General features: G+C 36.0%; 20 protein-coding genes. 19 read left to right on the top strand and 1 reads right to left on the bottom strand.

Going from position 1 to position 23353, the window contains the following annotated elements; translation table 11 throughout:
* Positions 1-38 precede the first annotated feature (38 nt).
* From priA to ACYIAQ_RS04920, 8 genes are read left to right on the top strand one after another with little or no spacing between them, the layout of a single operon-like run.
* Positions 39-2435 (top strand): primosomal protein N', encoded by a 2397-nt coding sequence (gene priA, locus ACYIAQ_RS04955; protein ID WP_483562731.1) that lies wholly within the window; start codon positions 39-41, stop codon positions 2433-2435.
* Positions 2436-2449: 14 nt separating this feature from the next.
* Positions 2450-3394 carry a methionyl-tRNA formyltransferase gene (gene fmt, locus ACYIAQ_RS04950; RefSeq protein ID WP_483562730.1) on the top strand — a complete coding sequence of 315 codons (945 nt, stop codon included), beginning with the start codon at positions 2450-2452 and terminating at the stop codon, positions 3392-3394.
* 31 nt (positions 3395-3425) lie between these two features.
* Positions 3426-4706 (top strand): 16S rRNA (cytosine(967)-C(5))-methyltransferase RsmB, encoded by a 1281-nt coding sequence (gene rsmB, locus ACYIAQ_RS04945; RefSeq protein ID WP_483562745.1) that lies wholly within the window; start codon positions 3426-3428, stop codon positions 4704-4706.
* A gap of 4 nt (positions 4707-4710) precedes the next feature.
* Positions 4711-5460: a Stp1/IreP family PP2C-type Ser/Thr phosphatase gene (locus ACYIAQ_RS04940; protein ID WP_483562729.1), complete on the top strand. Its 750-nt coding sequence runs from the start codon at positions 4711-4713 to the stop codon at positions 5458-5460.
* Positions 5457-7433, top strand: coding sequence for a Stk1 family PASTA domain-containing Ser/Thr kinase (gene pknB, locus ACYIAQ_RS04935; RefSeq protein WP_483562728.1), 1977 nt, complete (start codon positions 5457-5459; stop codon positions 7431-7433). Before ACYIAQ_RS04940 ends, pknB begins: the two co-directional genes overlap by 4 nt.
* Positions 7430-8323: a ribosome small subunit-dependent GTPase A gene (gene rsgA / locus ACYIAQ_RS04930; RefSeq protein WP_122018430.1), complete on the top strand. Its 894-nt coding sequence runs from the start codon at positions 7430-7432 to the stop codon at positions 8321-8323. The genes pknB and rsgA overlap by 4 nt, the downstream gene beginning before the upstream one ends.
* 8 nt (positions 8324-8331) lie before the next feature.
* Complete coding sequence (rpe, locus tag ACYIAQ_RS04925) at positions 8332-8982, top strand: ribulose-phosphate 3-epimerase (protein WP_483562727.1); 651 nt, start codon at positions 8332-8334, stop codon at positions 8980-8982.
* Positions 8979-9674, top strand: a complete 696-nt coding sequence (locus ACYIAQ_RS04920; protein WP_483562726.1) for a thiamine diphosphokinase — start codon at positions 8979-8981, stop codon at positions 9672-9674. The genes rpe and ACYIAQ_RS04920 overlap by 4 nt, the downstream gene beginning before the upstream one ends.
* 45 nt (positions 9675-9719) lie before the next feature.
* On the opposite strand, the gene rpmB is transcribed toward ACYIAQ_RS04920, so the two are convergent.
* On the bottom strand, positions 9720-9905 hold the full coding sequence (gene rpmB, locus ACYIAQ_RS04915; RefSeq protein ID WP_034981532.1) for a 50S ribosomal protein L28: 186 nt from the start codon (positions 9903-9905) through the stop codon (positions 9720-9722).
* A 165-nt stretch (positions 9906-10070) separates the two neighbouring features.
* Here rpmB and ACYIAQ_RS04910 point away from each other — a divergent pair, with 165 nt between their 5' ends.
* The 11 genes from ACYIAQ_RS04910 (at position 10071) to ACYIAQ_RS04860 (ending at position 23314) form a co-directional block, all read left to right on the top strand.
* On the top strand, positions 10071-10433 hold the full coding sequence (locus ACYIAQ_RS04910; protein ID WP_122018427.1) for an Asp23/Gls24 family envelope stress response protein: 363 nt from the start codon (positions 10071-10073) through the stop codon (positions 10431-10433).
* Positions 10434-10454: 21 nt separating this feature from the next.
* Complete coding sequence (locus ACYIAQ_RS04905) at positions 10455-12113, top strand: DAK2 domain-containing protein (RefSeq protein WP_483562725.1); 1659 nt, start codon at positions 10455-10457, stop codon at positions 12111-12113.
* Positions 12114-12116: 3 nt separating this feature from the next.
* Positions 12117-14153, top strand: coding sequence for an ATP-dependent DNA helicase RecG (recG, locus tag ACYIAQ_RS04900; protein ID WP_483562724.1), 2037 nt, complete (start codon positions 12117-12119; stop codon positions 14151-14153).
* Between the two features lie 18 nt (positions 14154-14171).
* Positions 14172-15170: a phosphate acyltransferase PlsX gene (plsX, locus tag ACYIAQ_RS04895; RefSeq protein ID WP_483562723.1), complete on the top strand. Its 999-nt coding sequence runs from the start codon at positions 14172-14174 to the stop codon at positions 15168-15170.
* Between the two features lie 19 nt (positions 15171-15189).
* On the top strand, positions 15190-15432 hold the full coding sequence (gene acpP, locus ACYIAQ_RS04890) for an acyl carrier protein (RefSeq protein WP_122018423.1): 243 nt from the start codon (positions 15190-15192) through the stop codon (positions 15430-15432).
* Between the two features lie 119 nt (positions 15433-15551).
* Positions 15552-16562: an ABC transporter ATP-binding protein gene (locus ACYIAQ_RS04885; protein WP_122023084.1), complete on the top strand. Its 1011-nt coding sequence runs from the start codon at positions 15552-15554 to the stop codon at positions 16560-16562.
* Between the two features lie 3 nt (positions 16563-16565).
* Positions 16566-17543, top strand: coding sequence for an ABC transporter ATP-binding protein (locus ACYIAQ_RS04880; protein ID WP_483562722.1), 978 nt, complete (start codon positions 16566-16568; stop codon positions 17541-17543).
* A gap of 2 nt (positions 17544-17545) precedes the next feature.
* Positions 17546-18505, top strand: coding sequence for an oligopeptide ABC transporter permease (gene opp4B, locus ACYIAQ_RS04875; protein ID WP_122023082.1), 960 nt, complete (start codon positions 17546-17548; stop codon positions 18503-18505).
* 12 nt (positions 18506-18517) lie between these two features.
* Positions 18518-19438: an ABC transporter permease gene (locus tag ACYIAQ_RS04870; protein WP_483562721.1), complete on the top strand. Its 921-nt coding sequence runs from the start codon at positions 18518-18520 to the stop codon at positions 19436-19438.
* Between the two features lie 150 nt (positions 19439-19588).
* Positions 19589-21364 (top strand): oligopeptide ABC transporter substrate-binding protein, encoded by a 1776-nt coding sequence (locus ACYIAQ_RS04865; protein WP_483562720.1) that lies wholly within the window; start codon positions 19589-19591, stop codon positions 21362-21364.
* A 186-nt stretch (positions 21365-21550) separates the two neighbouring features.
* Positions 21551-23314, top strand: coding sequence for an oligopeptide ABC transporter substrate-binding protein (locus ACYIAQ_RS04860; RefSeq protein WP_483562719.1), 1764 nt, complete (start codon positions 21551-21553; stop codon positions 23312-23314).
* Positions 23315-23353: the final 39 nt, after the last annotated feature.

The following is a 23353-nucleotide window of genomic DNA, read 5'->3' as shown; positions in this document are numbered from 1 at the left end:
TCCGAAAAGATGAAGGTTATTTTTTAAGGGTGAGTAATATGATAGCGCAAATTATTGTTGACATTGCAGCTAAACAGACAGATCGCATTTTTGAATACCATGTTCCCGATGAATTAATCGATGTGGCAATTGGGTCACGAGTTTTTGTTCCATTTGGTTCTCGAAAATTACAGGGCTTTGTTATAGGGCTCAGTAAGACAAGTGATTTTCAAGGAAAACTTAAGGACTTATTACTAGTGGTTGATGAGTTGCCTCCTTTAACACCAGAATTAGTTTCATTATCTAAAACACTAGCTAATGAAATTTTTTCTTATCGGATTTCAATTTTAAAAACAATGCTCCCTAGAGTCATGCGTGCCAATTATCGTAAAATTCTAATTCCAATTTCGGATCAGGCGAAAAAAAATTCCTTTTTTAAAGGAAAAATAGTTGACTTAAATCAAATTAAGTCTAGTCATGAGGTTGCCTATATACACCAGTTAATAAAAAAGCAAGATGCCAAAATTGAATACATTGTTGAAAATCAAGCAAAAACTAAAAAGGAAAATTTATATTCCTTAGAATTAACTAAAGATAAATATTTACAAGCTTATGAATCGCTTAGGCAAAATGCGGTAAAGCAAAGGCAATTACTGCAATATTTAATTACAAATTATTCCGCTTTTCCTAAGATGCAATCAGTTATTGAAAAAGATACGGGAATTAAGACTGCCACACTGACTAGTGCTGTTGCCAAAGGGTGGTTAAAAAAAGAATCAACTGAAATTTATCGTGATCCATTAGTTGACTATAAACAATCTGTTCATTCTTCTAAAATTATTTTAAATGATGAACAAGCAGCTGCTTTGAATCAAATTTCTAATGCAATTCAAAATTGTACTCCACAAACGTTTTTGCTTGAAGGCGTTACTGGTAGTGGAAAGACAGAGGTCTATTTACAAGCGATTAGTCAAACTTTGTTAATTGATAAAAATGCATTGATGTTAGTGCCAGAAATTTCTTTAACTCCTCAAATGGTCGCGCAAGTTAAGTCTCGCTTTGGTCAGCAAGTTGCAGTTTTACATAGTGGATTATCAGAAGGTGAATTATATGATGAATGGCGTAGAATTCGTCGTGGGGAGGTTCGCGTAGTAGTTGGTGCCCGCAGTGCTGTTTTTGCACCCTTAACAAATATCGGACTGATTGTAATCGATGAAGAGCATGAAGCATCATATAAACAGGAAGATAATCCTCGTTATCATGCACGCGATGTGGCCAGGTGGCGTAGTCAATATAATTCTTGTCCGCTGATATTAGGAAGTGCAACACCATCGTTAATGAGTCGCGCAAGAGCACAAAAGGGAGTTTACCAACTGCTTAAGCTCTCTCAAAGAGCTAATAAGCAAAAGTTGCCTGAAGTTAAATTGATTGATTTAAAAGATGCAAATTTTGCTGGAAACCAATTTGATGTAAGTGAACAATTATTGTTAGCTATTAAAGAGCGCTTAGCCAAAAAAGAACAAGTAATTTTAATGCTCAATAGGCGTGGTTATGCAAATTTTATGTTATGTCGTGAATGTGGTTATGTGATGGAATGTCCTAACTGTGATCTTTCTTTAACCATGCATAAAGATGTTCAACAAATGCAGTGCCATTATTGTGGATTCACAACCACAATACCGAAGAGATGCCCTAAGTGTCAGAGCCAGCAAATTCGTTTTCTAGGAACAGGGACACAAAAAGTAATGCAAGAATTGCAGGATCTGATATCCAATATTCGAATCTTACGGATGGACGTCGATACAACTAGACGTAAAGGTGAATTTAAGAGGATCCTTGACGATTTTGCAAATTATCAAGCCGATGTATTATTAGGAACACAAATGATTGCCAAGGGGTTAGACTTTCCTAATGTAACGCTTGTAGGTGTGGTGAACGCTGATACTGGTTTGTGGCTTCCAGATTATAATGCTTCTGAACGAACATTTGAATTGCTAACTCAAGTTTCTGGTAGAGCAGGTAGAGCCAAGAAAAAGGGTGAGGTAATTATTCAAACTTTTAATCCTGATCATTATGCGATAAAATTTGCTCAAACACAGGATTATGAACGCTTTTATGCTTATGAAATGCGTGTTCGTCATGCTGGAAATTATCCACCATATTTTTATACTGTTTTAATTTCAGTAGCTGCAAAAAAAGAGCAGAATGCAGCTCGTGCAGCATTTAAAATTAAGAATTATCTTCAACAACAATTAAAACAAACGACAATTATTTTGGGTCCGACACCAAGTGCAATTTCTCGTTTAAAAAACAAATTTTATTATCAAATACTGGTAAAATATAAAAAAGAAGAGAATCTAAATCAATTATTGCATCAAATTCAAGATTCTGCACAGAAGGCAAAGAAATATGGCTTGAGTATTTATATTGATAATGAGCCAGAACGAATTATGTAAAGGGGATATGTTTAATGACATCAGTAATATTTATGGGAACACCTAACTTTGCAGTACCAATTTTAAAGGGACTAGTCGAATCCAATTATGAAATTAAAGCAGTAGTAACTCAGCCAGATAAAAAAGTTGGCAGAAAACAGAAGATTACTAAGACGCCTGTCAAAATAGCAGCAGAAAAGCTGAACTTGCCGATTGTCCAACCAGTAAAGTTGTCTGTATCTTCTGAATTGCTCGAATTAATTGATTTGCATGCAGATTTGATTATAACTGCCGCATATGGTCAATTTTTACCAACTAAGTTTTTAAAATCTGTCAAAATAGCAGCAGTAAATGTACATGGATCACTACTACCGAAGTATCGCGGTGGGGCTCCAATTCAATATTCACTGATTAACGGAGAAGCCGAAACCGGCATTACTATTATGGAAATGGTAAAGCAAATGGATGCCGGAGATATTTATGCTCAAAAAGCGATTAATATTGAACCTGATGATACTACGGGAAGTCTATTTGATAAATTAGCAATTATTGGTCGTGACTTACTATTAGAAACTTTGCCCAAAATAATTGCAGATCCACAGGCTAAAGTCGCACAAGATCAATCTAAAGTTGTGTTTTCGCCTAACATTAGTAAAACTCAGGAACAAATTAGATTAAAAATGACTGCGAAAGAGGCGAATAATTTAATTAGAGCCTTAAACCCTGCTCCTGGTGCTTATTTATTGGTAAAGGGAAAGCGAATTAAGGTATGGCGCGCAAAAGTTAGCTCGGAAAAGACCACATTACCGGCAGGTAGTTTAGTTGCCAGTGCAGATCGTTTTGCGATTAGTTTTGCTCAAGGCACTGTTTTAGACTTATTAGAGGTGCAACCAGCAGGCAAAAAAACATTAGAAATAAAAAATTTTCTTAATGGTCAAGGCAGTAAATTTAAAGTGGGAGAAAAAATAGTTGACAATTAAAAGTGCTCGTGCTGTTGCTTTAGATACACTGATGCGTGTTTTTCGCAATAATTCTTATTCTAATCTTAGTTTAAATAATGCTTTAAAAAGAGCAGATTTATCACAAACTGATTGTAAATTTGCTACAAGGTTGGTTTATGGAACAATTCAATACAAAATTTACTTAAAGTTTCAGCTTCAAGACTTAATTAAAACCAAATTAAAGGAAGGGTATATTGAGCCCTTGCTGTTGATGTCGGCATATCAAATCTTGTTTTTGAATAAAGTGCCTAATAGGGCTGTTTTGAATGAAGCAAATATTTTGGCGAAAGAATTTGGTCGTTTGCATTCTACAGGTTTTAAAGTTGTTAACGGCGTTTTACGTTCACTTATTCGTCGTGGACCGATTTTACCTAAAACCACTGATAAAGTAACTTATTTGAGTATAAAAGAGAGCACGCCAGAATGGTTAGTTCAATATTTAATTGATCATTGGGGGAGCAAAAGAGCATCAAAAGTGCTTGCAAGTATTAATGAACCAGCTAAAAATACTGTTCGTATTTCACGCTTAGCAAATGTAAACGATGTAAAAAAAGAATTAATTAATTTAGGTTTTTCTTATCAGGAATCTGAATTAACTAGTGATGAATTGATTTTAAATCATGGTGGAATTAGTTCAACGAAACTTTTTCAAAATGGTTTATTGACAATTCAAGATGAAGCTGCTAGCTTGGCGGTAAATGCCTTTGATTTTGATGGAAATGAACAGGTTTTAGATGCTTGTAGTGCCCCAGGTGGTAAAACGGAACAGATCGCTGAGCAAATTCCTTTAGGAAATGTAATGGCATTAGATATACATCAGAAAAAACTAAACTTAGTTGAACAAAACAGTTCTAGGATGGGTGTTAAAAAGCTCATTAATACAAAAGAACTGGATGCGCGCCAAGCTGACCATTTATTTGAAAAAGGTCAATTTGATAAAATTTTAGTAGATGCGCCATGTTCAGGTTTGGGTCTTCTTAGGCGTAAACCTGAGATTCGCTACAACAAGAGTTTATCTGATTTAACTAATTTACAAAAAATTCAATTAGCGATTCTTGAGCATGTTAGTTCATTACTGCGGGTAAATGGAGAAATGATTTTTTCTACATGTTCAATTGCTCAAGAAGAAGATGAAGATGTGGTCAATATTTTTTTAGAAAAGCATCCTGAATTTGAATTGAAGCCATTTAAAACTGGTAAAATCACTGTACCAACAGGGATGCTTAAAATTATGCCAGATAATTATCACAGTGACGGATTCTTTATTTCTAAATTTGTAGTACGAGGTTAAGGTTTTGATAAAAACAGCTTTTGCTTCAAGTATCGGTAGGATACGAGAAAGCAATCAAGATTTTGTCCAGGTTTATAAAAATAAAAATGGAGTAACAATGGCAACAGTATGCGACGGAATGGGTGGCCATCAAGGTGGTGACGTTGCGTCAACAATGGCTGTTAGTCATTTGGGCCATAATTTTAGTATGACTGATTTTACTGATTGTGAAAGTGCACATAAATGGCTAGACGTTCAATTAAGTGTTGAAAATGAAACAATTTTAAAAACTGCTGACCGTTTTCCTGATTTAAATGGAATGGGCACAACCATAGTTTTAGCAATTGTATTTGCTCAAGAAGCTCTGATTGCACATTTAGGTGATTCACGTGCATATGAGTATACTGAGGGAAAATTCATTCAACTAGTAGAAGACCATTCTTTAGTTAATGAGCTTATTAAAATGGGGCAAATTACTAAGCAACAAGCTCAAAATCATCCCCAAAAGAATATTATTACTCAGTCATTAGGTGTCTCCAGCACCATTGATCCTGAATTTCGGCAAATTGAACTGAAGGAAAATGATCTTATTCTGTTATGTACTGATGGATTAACTAATTCACTAAGTGACCCACAAATACAACAAATTTTGGCGACACGTGATTTATCTCTTAAACAACGTTGCCATAAATTGATTAATGAAGCTAATCGCTTGGGTGGTGGTGACAATATTACGGTCTGCTTGATTCTAAAAGAAGGTGGTGATGAGCGGTGATTGATAGGGGCTATTTATTAGGCGATCGCTATCGCATTATAGATACACTAGGTGAAGGTGGTATGGCCAATGTTTATCTAGCTGAAGATATTATCTTGCAACGTAAAGTTGCCGTTAAAATCTTACGGCTTGATTTACAAAAAGAACCGCAAACATTAGCCCGATTTCAACGTGAAGCATTAGCAACCAGTGAACTTAGCCATCCTAATATCGTGATGGTATTAGATGTTGGTACTGATCAAGGGTTGCCGTATATGGTTATGGAATATGTTGATGGCCCAGATTTAAAAGACTATATTAGACTTAATGCCCCGTTAGCTTTACATGATGTTATCCGTATAATGGACCAAATATTAAGTGCAATGGAGTTAGCACATAAGCATAATGTGATTCATCGTGATTTAAAGCCACAAAATATTTTGATGGATAAGCGTGGCAATATTAAAATTGCTGATTTTGGTATTGCAGTAGCATTAAATCAGAATTCAGTTACACAAACTAATTCCGCAGTTGGTTCGGTTCATTATATGTCACCAGAACAAACTCGGGGTGGACTTGTTACTAAACAGTCAGATATTTATTCACTTGGTATAATTTTATATGAATTAATCACAGGTTCTGTTCCATTCAATGGTGATTCAGCAGTGGCGATTGCGCTTAAGCATGCCCAAGAAGCAATCCCGTCTATTAAAGAGAAAGATGATCAGGTTCCTCAGTCTTTAGAAAATGTTGTCTTAAAAGCAACAGCCAAGGATCCAAGAAATCGGTATGCTTCAGTACATGAAATGCAGAGTGACTTGGATACAAGCTTAAATCCTGAACGTGCTAATGAGCCGGCATATGCAGATGGACGAGGAATTAATAATGATGAAACCATTGTTTTACCCAATTTCAAGCCGGCAAAAATACCTAAGGATAGTTCAGAAAAAAAGGTGAATGCAATTTCACATTCTGGAAATGATGATCAAGTTAAAAGAACAGCTTTTTTTCAAAATTTACGTAAATATAAATGGTGGTGGCTGTTTGTTGGTGTTGCCGCTATCTTAGTCATTTTTTTGATGGCTTTTGTTCTATCTGGTAGAAATAATCATGAAGTTCGCATTCCAGATGTCACTAATTTAACTGAACAAAGTGCGCGTGATAGGTTAGAAAATGTTGGTCTCAAAGTTGGTCGAATTAAGCATAAGAGTTCGGATAATATTGCTCAAGGAAAGGTAATTAAAAGCTCTCCTGGAGCAGGACACAATATTAAACGGGGGCGATTTATTGACCTTTATATTTCTGACGGAGCAGGAATGGTTAAAGTTCCCGATGTAACGGGTGAAGATTACCAGAGTGCAGTAGTTAAATTGGAAAAATTAGGATTTGAGGTTATTCGCGAAAATCAGTATTCTTCTAATGTCCCATTTGGAGCAGTTATCTCTCAAAGCATTGCTGCGGATGTCGAAGTCAAGCCAGCACAAACAACAATTACGCTGAGTGTTTCTAAAGGAAATGATGATCGCTTTAAAAATGATTCTGTCAAATTACCAGACTTACGTAATAAGTCACTTAAAACTGCTCAGAAATTTGCACATCGCCATGGCTTGACCTTGCAAGTAAATCCAACTTATTCTAGCAAAGTTAAAAAAGGAATGGTCATATCAATGAGTCCTGCATCCGATACTGAAGTTTCTCATGGTAGTACGATTACGGTAAGTGTTTCTGAAGGACCAAAAAAGGAAAAAGATTCTACTGCAATTAAAACGTTTACCGTTACGTATGAAAAAAATGATGAAGATACAGAAAGTCGTGGTAATCATATTCAAATATATATTTCTGATGACAATCATTCTCTGAATAATATTTATCGTGATTTGTACATTAAGCGCGACGTAAACTTTTCAATTCCATTTTTGCTTAAGCAAGGTGCTGGTGCTTTAAGAGTCGTTCGTGATGGACAAATAATATTAAATGAGAAGGTCAAGCAATGATAAAGCAAACTGAGGGAATTGTAATTGGCTTAATTGCTGGATTTTATGATGTTAAAACCGTTAGTGGCGTTGTTAGAACTAGGGCTCGCGGGGTTTTTCGAAAGAACAAATTAAAGCCTACAGTTGGGGATCATGTTCGCATTCAACTCGATGAACAGGGAACTAACTATTTGGTGGAAGTCTTACCAAGATCTAATTTAATTGGGAGACCGGCAGTAGCAAATGTTGACCACGTTTTATTAGTTATTTCGGCGGTTGAACCGGACTTTTCATTGCAGTTGTTAGATCGTTTCTTAACCTTTTTTTCTTGGCAAAATGTAGCTGTAAGTATCTATTTATCGAAAACTGATATCGCTTCAAACGTTCAATTAGAAAAAATAAGGCAAGATTTAGTATATTACGAAAAAATTGGGTATCCAATTTTTGATAACTGGCAAAAATTAGCTAATGAATTATCAACAATGATTGCTAATGGTCAGGTTTGGACTTTAGCAGGACAATCAGGAGCTGGTAAATCAACCCTGATTAATCATTTAAGACAAGATTTGAATCAAGCGACCCAAGCTATTTCCACTAGCTTAAATCGAGGTAAACACACGACTAGAACTGTGCAGTTATTTCAATTAGGTCAAGGTTTTTTGGCCGACACTCCTGGCTTTTCTGCTATTGATCTTACTCCAATTAAAATAAATGAGTTGTGTGAATATTTAGTTGAATTCAAAAAAGCTAGTGTACATTGCAAATTTCGTGGTTGCCAGCATCTTAAAGAACCACAGTGTGCGGTCAAGTGTTTAGTTGAAAATGAAAAAATCAAACGGAGTCGGTATGATGATTATCTCCTTATGAGAGCAGAAATTGCTAATGGCCGTCTTCCTGAGTATTTGAAGTGAGGAAAGATATGTTAATTGCACCTTCAATTTTAAATATTGATAATTTGAAATTAAGTGAAAGTATTAAAATAGCTGCGGAAGCTGGAATTACCCGTTTTCATATTGATATTATGGATGGTCATTTTGTACCTAATCTGTCTTTTGGCCCGCAATTGGTAGCAGATTTCAAACGTGACTTCCCACAACTTGAAGCAGAAGTACATTTGATGAGTAATAATCCAGATGATATGGTACCAGCATTTGTTAAAGAGGGAGCGGATGTGATGCTTCTTCATTATGAATCTATGCCTGAGGATAAGCTCAATTACTGGTTAGATTACTTGAAACACCACCAAGTTAAGACTGGAATGGCACTCAATCCAGATACTCCAATTGAAGTTCTGACTAAGTATATGTCTATGCTTGACCAGGTATTGTTAATGACGGTTTATCCTGGTTTTGGAGGACAAAAGTTTATCCCGGAATCAACTCAAAGAATTAATCAAGCAGTTAATTTGTTGCAAAATAAAATTCCAGTTGAAGTTGATGGTGGAATCAATGCTGAAACAGCCAAGATTGCTCGAAAAGCTGGTGCAAGTATTTTTGTTGCTGGTTCGTATATCTTTTGTCAAAATAATATTGCTGGACAAATTAATGAACTAAATGGTGTTTTACGATGAAAGGACTTGCACTTTTAGGGGCTCCAAAAGCTCAATGGCCCTGCGATATTAAAAAACAAATTGTAGCTGTTCAACAAATGGCTGGATTATTAATTGGGGTTGATCGTGGTAGCTTGTTATTGGAAGAGCTGGGGTTTGTTCCTGATTTAGCAGTTGGTGATTTTGATTCGTTACAAAAATTTGAATTAGCCAAGATTCAAAAAAATGTAGCTGACATTCGTTATTCAGTCCCGGAAAAAGATTTGACCGATACCGAGTTAATGCTTAGATATGCGTTTGAAAATTATCGTCTTGACCATTTAACTGCAATTGGGGCAACAGGTGGTCGACTTGACCATTTTTTGACTAATTTATTTATGCTGTTGAAGCCGGAATTTAACGGGTACGCGGAAAAAATTGAGTTTTTGGATTTACAAAATTCTTTTAAATTTTATAATTCTGGTACACATATAATCCGAAAAAAGAAAGATTATACATATTTTGGAGTAGTTCCACTAACCGCAGTGCAGGATTTAAGCATTGTTGGAGCTAAATACGATTTGCAAAGTTATTCTACAAAAATACCAGTTTCACTAAGTTCTAATGAATTTTTATCAGAAAAAGATTATTTCAAATTATCATTTACAACGGGTACGGTAGCAGTTATACAGTCAAAAGATGTTGATCGCTATCAAAATTTTGATTTTAGATAAAACAAAAAGCTGACAGAAGAAATTCTGTCAGCTTTTTGTTTGCAATTAGGCACGGGTAACTTTACCAGATTTTAAAGTCTTAGTTGAAACCCATACACGTTTTGGTTTACCATCAACAAGAATACGAACTTTTTGAAGGTTTGGCTTCCACGCACGACGTGATGAATTCAAAGCGTGTGAACGTGTATTACCAAAAGTGGTCTTTTTACCAGTTATATAATCTTTTGCCATTTGCTAAACCTCCTTTATTGTGTTTTCATACTAAATAAAGATAGCATAATTTAAAAATCATTGCAACCGCAAAACTATTTTTTGTAAATGGAATTTTGACTTAATATTTGATTACTATGATAAAATAGATTCATAATATCGAGAACAATGATATGGAGGATAAAGATGGCTGTTAAAATCAAAACAAAAAATGGTTTGATTGATATTTCAAACGGGGTAATTGCTATTGTCGTTGGTAGCGCAGCTACATCCAATTACGGCGTTGTTGGAATGGCATCAAAGAATGCTATTCGTGATGGATTCGATGGAATTCTGAATCGCGCAAATTATAAGCGTGGTGTTGTAGTCAAATCAGATGATAATAAGATTACAATTGATGTCTATATTATCGTAGGTTACGGTTTAAAGATTTCAGAAGTTAGCCGTAATGTACAGGATAGTGTTAAATTTAATTTGAAAAATCAACTGGGGATTGACACACAAGCTGTCAATGTCATCGTTCAGAGTGTTAAATTGCTTGACGAATAGCTCAAGCGGAGGTTTAGAATATTGGTTTTAAAGGAAATAGATAGCAAAAAATTTAGAGATATGGTTCGAGTGGCCACACATCGTTTAGGTCGAAATGCAGAGTTTATCAACTCTTTGAACGTCTTTCCTGTTCCAGATGGTGATACCGGAACAAATATGAACTTGACTATTGAAAGTGGCGCCAGGGCAGTTAGTGAGAATCCTAGCTCAAAGGTTGGAGATTTAACTGAAAGTCTTGCAAAGGGAATGCTAATGGGTGCACGTGGTAATAGTGGTGTTATTTCTTCACAATTATTTAGAGGCGTGTATAAAGCCACACAGGGCATGAATACTCTAAATGCCCAAGAACTAGCAAATGCTTTTTCAAATGGAGTTGCAACAGCATATAAGGCAGTGATGAAACCGGTTGAAGGTACTATTCTGACAGTTGCTCGAATTGCTGCTCAAGAAGGAGCAAATAAAGCTAACGAAACTGATGATATCGAAGAAGTGATGAAGGCCATAGTTGAAGGGGCAAAAAGAGCCCTTAAAACAACCCCAGATTTATTGCCAGTGCTTAAACAAGTAGGTGTGGTTGACTCAGGTGGACAAGGATTATTATTTATCTATGAAGGCTTTTTAGAAGGACTATTAGGAGAAAGCTTTGCTGATCGCTATCAACCAGATGAAGGCGAAATGGATGAAATGATTAATGCCATGCATCATCAATCAGTACAAAGTCAGTTATCAACTCAAGACATTGATCATGGATATTGTACAGAGATAATGGTAGATTTAACTGCCGATATTCCTGATAAAAAGACCTTCAATCTTGAAGAATTTCGGGCTCACCTTTCTGAACTAGGCGACTCCTTATTAGCTGTTTCAGATGATGAAGTCGCAAAGGTTCATATTCATACTGAACATCCAGGTGAAATTTTCACTTATGGTAGCCAATTTGGTCAACTAGGTAAGATAAAAATAGATAATATGCGGATTCAGCATGAAACAATTGTTAATAACAATGAAGAAAATCAAGAAAGTGTTGATTTTGCTGTGATTGCAGTTGCTTCTGGAAATGGTATTCGCAAATTATTCGAAAGTGAAGGTGTGAATAGGATTATCTCTGGCGGTCAAACGATGAATCCGTCAACTCAAGATATCATTGATGCCATTAAGAAATCAGGAGCTAAGCAAGCGATTGTGTTACCTAATAACGGTAACATTGTAATGGCCGCTAAACAGGCTGGTGAAGTTAGTGATATTCCAGTTGGTATTGTTCCATCGAAAACAATATCACAAGGGTTAACGGCAATGTTATCATTTGATCCCGATGATAGTCTTGAAGCCAATATCCAAAATATGTCTAATGCGCTTGAAACAGTGGTTTCAGGTGAAGTTACGCAAGCCAATCGTGACACATCAATTAATGATATTGATATTCATAAGGATGACTATCTTGGCATTATTGATGGTGAGATTCAAGTTGCTACAACTGATTTAATTAAGTCAACTACGACAATGATTGAAAAAATGCTAGATGAAGATTCAGAAATTATCACAATTATGTTCGGTCGTGATTCTAATCAGCAACAAGCTCAACAGATTGTCAGTGCACTAGAAGAAAAGCATGATGATCTTGAGTTCGAAGTTCATAATGGCGGTCAACCAGTTTATAATTTCTTGATTTCTGTTGAATAGAAAATGAATACGGAAAAGGTATTTGCCCCTGTAACAAATTTAAAGGGAGTAGGAATAAAAACTGCCGCAGCATTAGGTAGTCTCGGCATTTACAGCATTTATGATTTGCTTTTCTATTTTCCTTTTCGCTACGATGAGCTTCAGGCGATTCCTCTTGATCAGATCATGGATGGTCAAAAGGTAATGTTGAAAGGAATTGTTGCAACTGCAGCCTTTATTAGCCGTTTTGGTTCCAAAAAAAATCGTCTCAGCTTTAAGATGCAAATTGACCATGAAGTTATCATGGTCAATTTTTTTAATCAGCCCTGGTTAAAAGATAAAATTGTGATTGGCAAAGAAATTGCTGTTTATGGTAAGTATAATGCTGCTAGACAAAGTCTTTCGGGTTTTAAATTTGTAGCTGCTAAAGAAAATGATAGTGGGATGGCCCCAATTTATTCAGTTAATCGAAATATAAGACAAAAAAAGTTAGTTGACTTAATTAATCTTGCTTTAAATGATTACTTATCAGACATAGAAGATATTGTACCTCAAGAAATACGGCAGAAATATCGCTTGCTCACTGAGCAAGAAATCATTATACAAATGCACCATCCTCATAATTCTTATGAAGCTGAATTGGCCAAAAGAAGTGCGATTTTTAGAGAGTTTTTCTTGTTTCAGACGGAACTTGCTCAGTTAAGTGAATACGGTAATCAAACTAAGGGGATTGCCAAACAATATGATTTGGTTGAAATTGCTAAGTTGACTAAGGAGTTGCCCTTTGAATTATCGGATGATCAAAAGAAAGTTATCAATGAAATCTATGCTGATATTCATTCTGAAAAGCAAATGAATAGACTTTTACAAGGGGATGTTGGATCTGGAAAAACAATTGTGGCAATTTATGTGCTTTTTGCTGCAGTAACAGCTGGCTTTCAAGCTGCGCTAATGGTTCCTACAGAGATTTTGGCTACGCAACATTTTAAAAAGGTTGAGGAACTCTTGAACCCGTTAGGCGTTAGAGTAGCACTTCTGACTGGATCAACCAAAGCTTTAGAAAGACGTGAAATTTATCGAGAGTTAATTGACGGTACCATTAATGTGGTTATTGGTACTCACGCATTGATTCAGCCCAAGGTAATCTTTAAAAATTTGGGAATTGTAATTATTGATGAACAGCACCGTTTTGGTGTGAGTCAAAGGCAGGCATTAAGCAATAAAGGGTGTGTGCCCGACATTTTGACGATGACTGCAACACCAATCCCCCGAACTCTAGCTTTGACTGTTTATGGAGAAACAACAATCTCGGAAATTCATCACTTACCAGCTGGACGCAAGCAAATTATTTCTACTTGGAAAACAACTGGTCAAATGGCTCAAGTTTATCAATTAATGCAGCAACAACTGGCACAAGGATATCAAATCTATGCTGTAACTCCTTTAATTACCGAATCTGAGGCTCTTGATTTAAAAAACGCTGAAGAACTTTGGGCGAAATTATGTCATGATTTTCCTAAACAAAAAGTTGTTTTACTTCATGGGCAGATGTCGGGAGCCAAAAAAGATGAGATAATGACGGATTTTGCAGATGGTCAAATTGATATTCTGGTTGCAACAAGTGTTATTGAAGTTGGTGTTGATGTAGCTAATGCCAACATGATGATTATTTATAATGCTGACCGTTTTGGTATTAGTCAGCTGCATCAATTGCGTGGTAGAATTGGGCGAGGCAACACCCAAAGTTATTGTGTGTTTTTAGCTGATCCTAAAACTGAAGCTGGGAAAGCAAGAATGAGAGCGGTCGCTGGAACAACTGATGGCTTCAAGCTAGCTAAAGAAGATCTGAAATTACGTGGTGAAGGTGATTTGTTTGGTAAGGCACAGTCTGGGCTGCCAGAATTTCAGGTTGGAAATGTAATAAATAATTATGAAACACTAGCAGTTGCACACCAGGTAGCATTTGACTTAATAAAAGAAGATCCCAAACTAAAAGAGCCGGGACATAAGACTTTAAAGCAAGTGCTAAAATATAAAGAAATACAGCATGAACGAACATAGGAAAGATTGTGGTAATAAATGAGAACAATTGCAATAGATGCAATGGGCGGCGAAAATGCTCCGAAGGCAATTGTCCAAGCCGTTTTGCAAGCAAAAGCCGAATTAACGCAAACCAAATTTATTTTATTTGGTGATCTAAACAAAATAAAGAACTTAGTCGGTAATGATACCGATCGAGTTGAAATTGTTGCGACAACACAAGTCATTAATGATGAAGATGAGCCTGTTAAAGCAATTCGAGCCAAAAAAGATTCTTCATTAGTTGTTGCAGCGCAATACGTGAAGCAAGGTAAAGCAGACGCTTTGCTTTCATTAAGCAATACAGGCGCGATTTTAGCATGTGGTATTTTTATTATTGGTCGAATTAGTGGCGTAGCTCGGCCAGGATTGATGCCTACTTTACCTGTTAAAAATTCAGATAATGGCTTCAATATGATTGATGTTGGCGCTAATGCTAAATCCAAGCCTGAATATATATTGGATTGGGCTAAAATGGCTTCATATTATGCAGAAAAGGTCAGGGGAATTAAAAATCCTAAAGTGGCATTGTTAAATAATGGAGCTGAAAGCGATAAAGGAGACGAACTACATCAAAAAGCCTATAAATTGTTACTTGATAGTCAACTCAATTTTATTGGTAATATTGAAGGAAATGAGTTACTTGATGGTAAGGCTGATATTGTCGCCACAGATGGTTTTACTGGTAATGCTGTATTAAAAAACATTGAGGGGACCGCAAGTGTTTTAATACATTTATTGAAGGATAGCTTATTTAATAACGGCTTTTTTGTTAAGCTGGGAGCTGGATTAATTAAAGGTGCGCTTAAAACGTTAGTGTCAAAATTTGATGTCGATAAGTACGGTGGTGCAGTTTTGTTAGGAGTAAATGCCCCAATAGTTAAAACACACGGTCGTTCAGGCAAAAGGGCAATATATTATACAATTAAGCAAGTTGACAAAATCTTGTCTGAAAAAATCATTGCTGATTTTAAGGCAGAATTTACTCATCATAAATAACTTATAAAGGAGAACTATAATGACTGAAAATGAAATTTTTTCAAAAATACGTGATATTTTAGCAGATAATTTTGAGGTAAATAAGGATGAAATAACCAAAAACACTAATTTTACTAGTGATTTGGACGCTGATTCCATTGATTTAGTTGAATTTATTTTGCAACTAGAAGATGAATTTGGCGCCGAGATTCCTGATGAAGATGCCGAAAAAATCAAAACGGTTGGTGATGCAGTGAGTTATATCTTAGCGCATCAAAAATAATTTATAGAAAATCGCTATGAAATTTGCATCTAAGCGATTTAATGTATATAATTAGAAATTAAATAAATTTATTAATTATCTTTAATAAATTCGTTGAAGATTGAGAGGGGAAATGACCTTTGGAAAAACAAAGTGATCTCTTGCTAGATATCCAGCATTTGCATACTGCATACCGTTTACAAGGAAAATTTTATGATGCTGCGGATGATATCAATATCACATTGAAGCGTGATGAAATTTTATCAGTTGTTGGTGAGTCTGGGTGTGGTAAGAGTACAATTGCTGCAAGTATTATTGGTCTTTATGATCACAAAAATACGAAAGTAACCGGTGATATTTTATACAATGAATTAAATCTAGTAGGGTTAAATGAGGCCTTATTCGATAAGATTCGTGGTAATAAGATTGGGATGATTTTTCAAGATCCACTTGCAAGTTTAAATCCATTAATGCGCGTGGGTGATCAAGTTGCGGAAACACTTTATTACCATACTGATATGAATGAAAAAGAGCGTCATTCCCGTGTAATTGAATTGTTTAATCAGGTTGGGATGCCAAAGCCTGAAGAAACATATGCCATGTATCCGTTTGAACTTTCAGGTGGGTTACGCCAAAGAATCGTGATTGCAATGGCTATTGCCTGCAAACCTGAAATCATTATTGCTGATGAACCAACTACTGCTTTGGATGTTACCATTCAAGCTCAAATTTTAGATTTACTTGAAGATATTCAGAGACAATCACATTCGGGAATTATATTAATTACTCATGACTTGGGGGTTGTTGCTGAAACCGCTGATCAAGTTGCTGTAATGTATGCAGGTCAAATCGTTGAAAAAGCGGATGTAAAAACGATTTTTGAGCATCCACTTCACCCGTATACTCGTTCGCTTTTGAATTCAATGCCACAATCTGAAGATGAAGAAGAGGATTTGCATGTTATTCAAGGAACGGTTCCATCATTGCAAAATATGCCACATGAAGGTGATCGCTTTGCTGCAAGAATCCCGTGGATTCCTGAAACTGCTCATGAAAAAGAGCCTGTAATGCATGAAGTTGAACCTAATCATTGGGTAAGATGTACTTGCTGGAAAACGTTCCACTTTCAAGATAAGGTAAGTGGGGATTAATTTATGGCTAAAGAAATTATTCAAGTAAAAAATTTAAAGGTCCACTATCCAATTAGATCCGGTTTTTGGAATCGGATTACGGATTATGTGCGGGCTGTTGATGATGTTAGCATTACAATTAATGAGGGTGAAACGTACGGCTTAATTGGCGAATCAGGTTCAGGAAAATCCACAACTGGTAAAGCAATTGTTGGTGTTGAGCAAGTTACCAGTGGGCAAATTATTTATAAGGGCGTTGACATTACTAAGGCTAAAAATAGACGCAGACTTAATTATAATAAAGATGTCCAAATGATTTTTCAAGATTCAATGTCTAGTTTGAATCCACGAAAGAGAATAGAAGATATTATCGCTGAACCAATTCGCAATTTTGAGAATCTAACTACTGATCAAGAACGTGATCGAGTTCAAGAATTGCTTGATATTGTGGGGATGCCTAGTGATGCAATATATAAGTTTCCACATGAATTTTCAGGAGGTCAAAGGCAGAGAATTGGTGTTGCTCGTGCAGTTGCTACAAAGCCAAGATTAATTGTTGCAGATGAGCCAACTAGTGCTTTGGATTTATCTGTTCAAGCTCAAGTTTTGAATTTCATGAAGCATATTCAGCAACAGTATAATATAGCTTATTTATTTATTTCTCATGATTTAGGTGTTGTCAAGCATATGTCAGAAAATCTAGCAATCATGCACAGAGGTCGTTTGGTTGAAATTGGAAGTCGAAAAGATATTTATAGGCATCCAATGCATATTTATACTAAACGGCTATTGTCTGCTATTCCTGTTGTTGATGTTGAGCATCGAGAAGAAAATAAAAAGCATCGTCAGGAAGTCGAACAGGAATTTCAAAATGATCAGGGCAAATGGTATGACAAGTCTGGAAGAGTATTTCCGCTACAACAAGTTTCAGGTGATCATTGGGTAGCACTTCCAAAAGATGAAGTTGAACAAGAAGAGCTTAAGGAAGAGGGGCGCGACTAATAATGTGGAAAACAGTCTTAAGACGTATATTAATCATGATCCCACAATTAATTATTTTGAGTATTTTGGTTTTCTTCTTAGCTAAAATGATGCCTGGGGATCCATTTAGTGGGCAAATTAATCCGAATACAGATCCTAAGCAAATAGCTGCTTTGAAGCAAGCAGCTGGATTGAATGATCCAGCACCGGTTCAATATGCTCGTTGGGTGGGCAATGTCTTTAAAGGTGATTTAGGTACTAGTTATATACAGCATGTTCCTGTAACTTCTTTGATTGCTGATCGTGCTATAAATACATTTTGGTTATCTCTATTAACGACAATTATTACTTATGCTATCTCGATACCTTTAGGCGTTGTTGCTGGACGTCATCAAGATGAGTGGCAAGACCAAGCAGTTCAAATTTTTAATTATGTTACCTTTGCTGTTCCAGCATTTGTTTTCTTTATTTTAGGAATTTGGTTATTTGGTTTTACACTTGGGTGGTTCCCAATTAGTGGATCTGTTTCCCCTAATGCATCTGGATTCTGGGGTACATTAGGAAGTCAAATTTATCATATTTTATTACCAGCTATTTTAACTGCTGTAATAACTACAACTTCAATTGTGCAATATTTAAGAACTGGAATTGTTGATAATAAAGTCGAAGACTATGTTCGTACAGCCCATAGTAAAGGGGTACCGGAAAATGTGGTATTTAACAAGCATATTTTACGTAATTCATTACTGCCAATTGCATCTTCATTTGGTACGGTAATTACTGGGTTACTCAGCGGTTCAATGGTTGTTGAAATGGTCTTTAGTTATCCTGGAATGGGTAAATTATTCTTAGACTCAATTGGTCAACGTGATTACACTACGTTAACGGCACTGATTTTAATCTTTGGGACTTTAACTTTACTAGGTAATTTATTATCAGATATTATTATGAGTATTGTTGACCCAAGAATCAGAATTAAGTAAGGAGGAAGAGAAATGTCTGAAAAAAAGGAAACTACTTCAACAACAGAAGCAAAAAAGTCTAAAGTATCTTCTCCTGAATCAACCTTTAAAGTAGTTGTACGAGAAATTGTAAGAGATAAAGTTGCTTTAACTGCTTTTATCATAATTGTTTTGATTTTACTATTTACCTTTGGAGGATCATTATTCTTAAATGCAGGTAAGGTTACAGAAGCAAATATTATTGATGCCTATTATGGTTGGGGCGTCAATGGTCATATTCTAGGTACTGATGATGGTGGACGTGATATTTTTAACCTCTTAATCATGGGTGGGCGAAACTCAATTTTAATTGGTTTAGGTGTTACAGCAATTTGTGAAATAGTCGGACTAATTGTTGGGCTAGTGTCTGGCTACTATGGTGGCTATATCGATGCAATCATTATGAGAATTGTTGACTTTATCCAAGTCTTACCAAGAATGCCAATTGAGATTGTGTTGGTTACTGTTATTCCAAATTACAGTCCTCTAAGTTTAGTTTGGATAATTTCGATGTTTGGTTGGCCCAATACAGCAAGGTATTTCCGGGCATTTGTTCTATCACAGCGTGATCGAGACTATGTTTTAGCTTCCAAAACTTCAGGTTCATCAGATTTGAAAATTATGTTTCGAGAAGTCTTACCAAATATTACTTCAATGTTAATTATCGATGTTGTATTAACAATTGCCGGCAATATTGGTATTGAAACAACTCTTTCTTTCATTGGTTACGGTTTGCCGCCAACAGTACCTTCTCTAGGTACATTGATTGGTTTTGCTAATGATCCCGTTAACGTTGTTAGTCGACCATGGCTATGGTTACCAGCGACGATCTTATTACTCGCAATTTCATTAAGTATTAACTATGTTGGTCGAGCCTTGCAACGTGCAGGTGATGCCAGACAACGTGAAAATTAATTTTAAAACAGTTTTGCAAAAGCAAAGCTGTTTTTTCTATGCAATACGCCGCTAATGAATCTTATTTTTTTCTATGCTAGAATATAATTATTAGCTTATTCCGAAAACTTAATAATGATTACTCATTAAATAGATTGGAGTATTTTATATATGAAAAAAACTAAGATTCTTCGTTCTGTAGGAATTGTAACAGCTGCGGCATTGACTTTGGTTGCCTGCGGTAAAAGTGGTAGCAATTCGGCAAATAACGAGAATGCGAAAACGGCAAGTAAATTTCCACAAGCTGTCCCTGTTAAAAAAGCTAAGCAGGGGGGAGCAATAAAATATGCGGTAAAAACTGATACGCCGTTTACTGGTATTTTTTCGGATGAACTATCTACAACTGCTATTGATAGTAATGTTGCTGCACCTGGTGAAGAAGAATTATTTGATACCGACGATAATTATAAGATAACCGATAAAGGTCCAGCTACTATGAAGCTTGATCAAAAAGCAAAAACGATTACGATCACAGTTAAAAACGGCGTTAAGTGGTCCGATGGTAAACAAGTAACTGCAAAAGATATCGAATATCCATATGAAATTTTGGCTAATAAAAAGACAAAGGCACAGCGCTATAGTAGTCAGCTTGAAGAAATTGTTGGTATGAAAGAATACCATGAGGGTAAAGCTAAAACCATCTCTGGGATTGAATTACCAGATGGTGAAAACGGCCGCACGGTTATTTTGCATTTTAAAGAAATGAAGCCAGGGATGTTATACAGTGGTAATGGTTATTTTTGGGAGTATGCATCCCCATATCATTATTTAAAGGATGTACCATTTGAAAAATTACAATCCTCCGATCAAATTCGAAAGAAGCCAATCTTTTTTGGTCCATTTAAAGTCAAGAGCATTGTGCGTGGTCAATCTGTAACTTGGGTTCCCAACAAGTATTACTGGCGTGGTAGACCAAAATTAGACAAAATTACTGCGCAAGTAATTTCACCAAATTCGACTTCACAGGCGATTAAGAGTCATAAATTTGATATAGCAGAAGTAGTTAATGATCAATGGGATCAAGTTAAAAATACCAGTGGAGTCAACTTTATAGCTCAAATTCCATTATCTTATAATTATCTTGGCTTTAAAGTTGGTAAATGGGATGCCAAACAAGGCAAGAATGTGATGGATTCAAAGTCAAAGATGAATAATAAGGCATTGCGGCAGGCAATGGGCTACGCAATGAACGTTGATGCGGTTGATAAGCGTTATACTTCGGGGTTAAGTTTTAAGATACCAACTTTGATACCCGCTCAGTTTGGGGATTACTATGATAAAACTGCTAAGGGCTATGATTATAATCTCAAGAAAGCTAATGAACTTTTAGATAAAGCTGGCTACAAGAAAAAAGGCAAATGGCGCGTTCAACCTAATGGCAAACCGTTAACAATTAATTTTATGGCAAAAACTGGTAGTTCAGTTCAAGAACCAACTATTCAAAATTACATCCAACAATGGAATAAGATTGGCTTAAATGTTAAATTAGTTGGTGGGCGTTTAACAGAATACAATTCATTTTTAGATAAAATTCAAAATGACGATCCAGCAGTAGATGTCTTTTTAGCTGGTTGGAGCTTAGCCAGTGAACCATCACCGGCCTCTCTTTATGGTGAAGGCGCACCAATGAACTATACTAGATTTGTAACCTCGAAAAACACTCGGCTTTTAAATGAAATCGATTCATCAAAATCTTTCGACCATTCATACCGACTACAAAAATTCCATGAATGGCAAAAGTATATGAATGAGGAAGCTTATGTTATTCCTACGGATAATTTATATAAGGTTACAGCAGTTAATAAGAAGCTAACTGGTTATTCAACAAAACCGTCAGATAATTCAAATGGCCACCAGTTATGGGGCGAAGTTGGGTTCGCTAAATAAGTAGTATTAATAATCAGAAAATCTCGAGTAAGCTCGGGATTTTTTTATAAGCAAAAAAGCATAAATTAAAAGATGATAATACAAATTTAACAAATTATGTTGCAAAATTAAATTTTAGTGATAATATTTAATTATTAACTTATTCCAAAACAGCTATAAACATTATAAAGAAGGAGAAATCCATTTATGAAGAAAAATAAATTAATTGGCTCAATTGGAGTTGTAACTGCTGCTGCATTGACTTTAGTTGCTTGTGGCAAAAGTAATAATGCTGGCGGTGATGAGGGCGCTAAAACTGCCAGCAAATTTCCGATGCAAACAGCTGTCAAACCCGCAAAACAGGGCGGGACTGTAAAAGTTGCTGAAGAAACCGATACTCCATTTACTGGTATTTTTAATGAAGAATTACAAATGAGCCAAACTGATGCTGATATAGTAGCACCTGGCTCTGAATCATTATTTGCTACCGATGATCATTACAAGATTAATGATCAAGGTCCAGCTACCTTAAAGCTTGACCGCAAGGCCAAGACTGCTACTATTACCGTGAAAAAGGGAGTTAAATGGTCTGACGGCAAGCAGGTAACGGCTAAGGACGTTGAATATGCATATGAAATTATTGCCAATAAGGCAACTAAGTCGCAGCGTTATTCTTCGCAATTCAATATTATTAATGGCATGGCTGAATACCATGAAGGCAAATCCAAAACCATTTCTGGGATTGAAATGCCTGACGGTGAAAATGGGCGCGTGGTAGTTATCCATTGCAAAGAACTAAAGCCTGGTATGACCAATAGTGGTAACGGTTATATTTGGGAAAATGCGGCACCCTATCACTATTTAAAGAATATTCCGTTTGCTAAATTAGAAGCTTCTGATCAAATCAGAAAGAAACCGCTTTTCTTTGGTCCTTATCAATTACAAAAGGTTGTGCGAGGACAATCAGTAACTTGGGTACCAAACAAATATTATTGGAACGGCAAGCCAAAATTAGATAAAGTTGTGATTTCTGTTGTAGCGCCAACTTCGGCTTCGCAAGCAATTAAGAGTCATAAATTTGATATTGCGCGGGTTGTTAACAATCAATGGAAACAGGTTAAAGACACTAAAGACACAACTTTTGTGGCACATGTTCCATTAGGATACCGTTATATTGCCTTTAAAGTTGGTAAATGGGATGCTAAAAAATCAGAGAACGTAATGGATCCACATGCCAAGATGGGTGATAAGAATTTGCGCCAAGCCATGGCTTATGCAATGAATACCGACGCTGTCTATAAACATTATACTGATGGCTTAAGTTTCCAAATTCCAACCTTGATTCCGGCGCAGTTTGGTGATTACTTTGATAAGGGTAATAAGGGTTATACGTATAATTTAAAGAAAGCCAATGAAATTTTAGATAAGGCTGGCTATAAGAAGAAAGGTAAATGGCGCACTACTCCAGATGGTAAGCCATTGACGATTAACTTCATGGCAATGTCCAAAGACTCTATTCAGGAACCAATTGTCCAAAATTATATTCAGCAATGGAACAAAATTGGTTTGAATGTCAAGCTTGTTGGCGGACGTTTAACCGAATTTAATTCCTTCTATGATAAAGTGCAACACGACGCTCCGGGAGTGGACATGTTCATGGCCGGTTGGAGTATGTCTAGTGAACCATCACAAACTCAATTATACAGTGAAGGGACAATGTCCAATTATTCACGGTTTGTGACCCAAGAAAATAATAAGTTAATTGATGAAATGGATTCACAAAAGGCCTTTGACCATAATTACCGGGTAGAAAAATTCCATGAATGGCAAAGGTATATGAATGATGAGGCTTACGTAATTCCAACCTATAATGAATATGAAATTGATGCAGTTAACAGTAAGTTAACAGGTTATTCATTGAAACCTTCAAAAGCACATACTATGTGGATTAACTTAGCGTATGCTAAATAATGTATTGATCAGATTTCCAGATAGAAATTAGATTTAACT

Source organism: Lactobacillus sp. X-49 (genome assembly GCF_057063645.1).
This window is presented reverse-complemented; position numbering and strand designations above follow the sequence as displayed.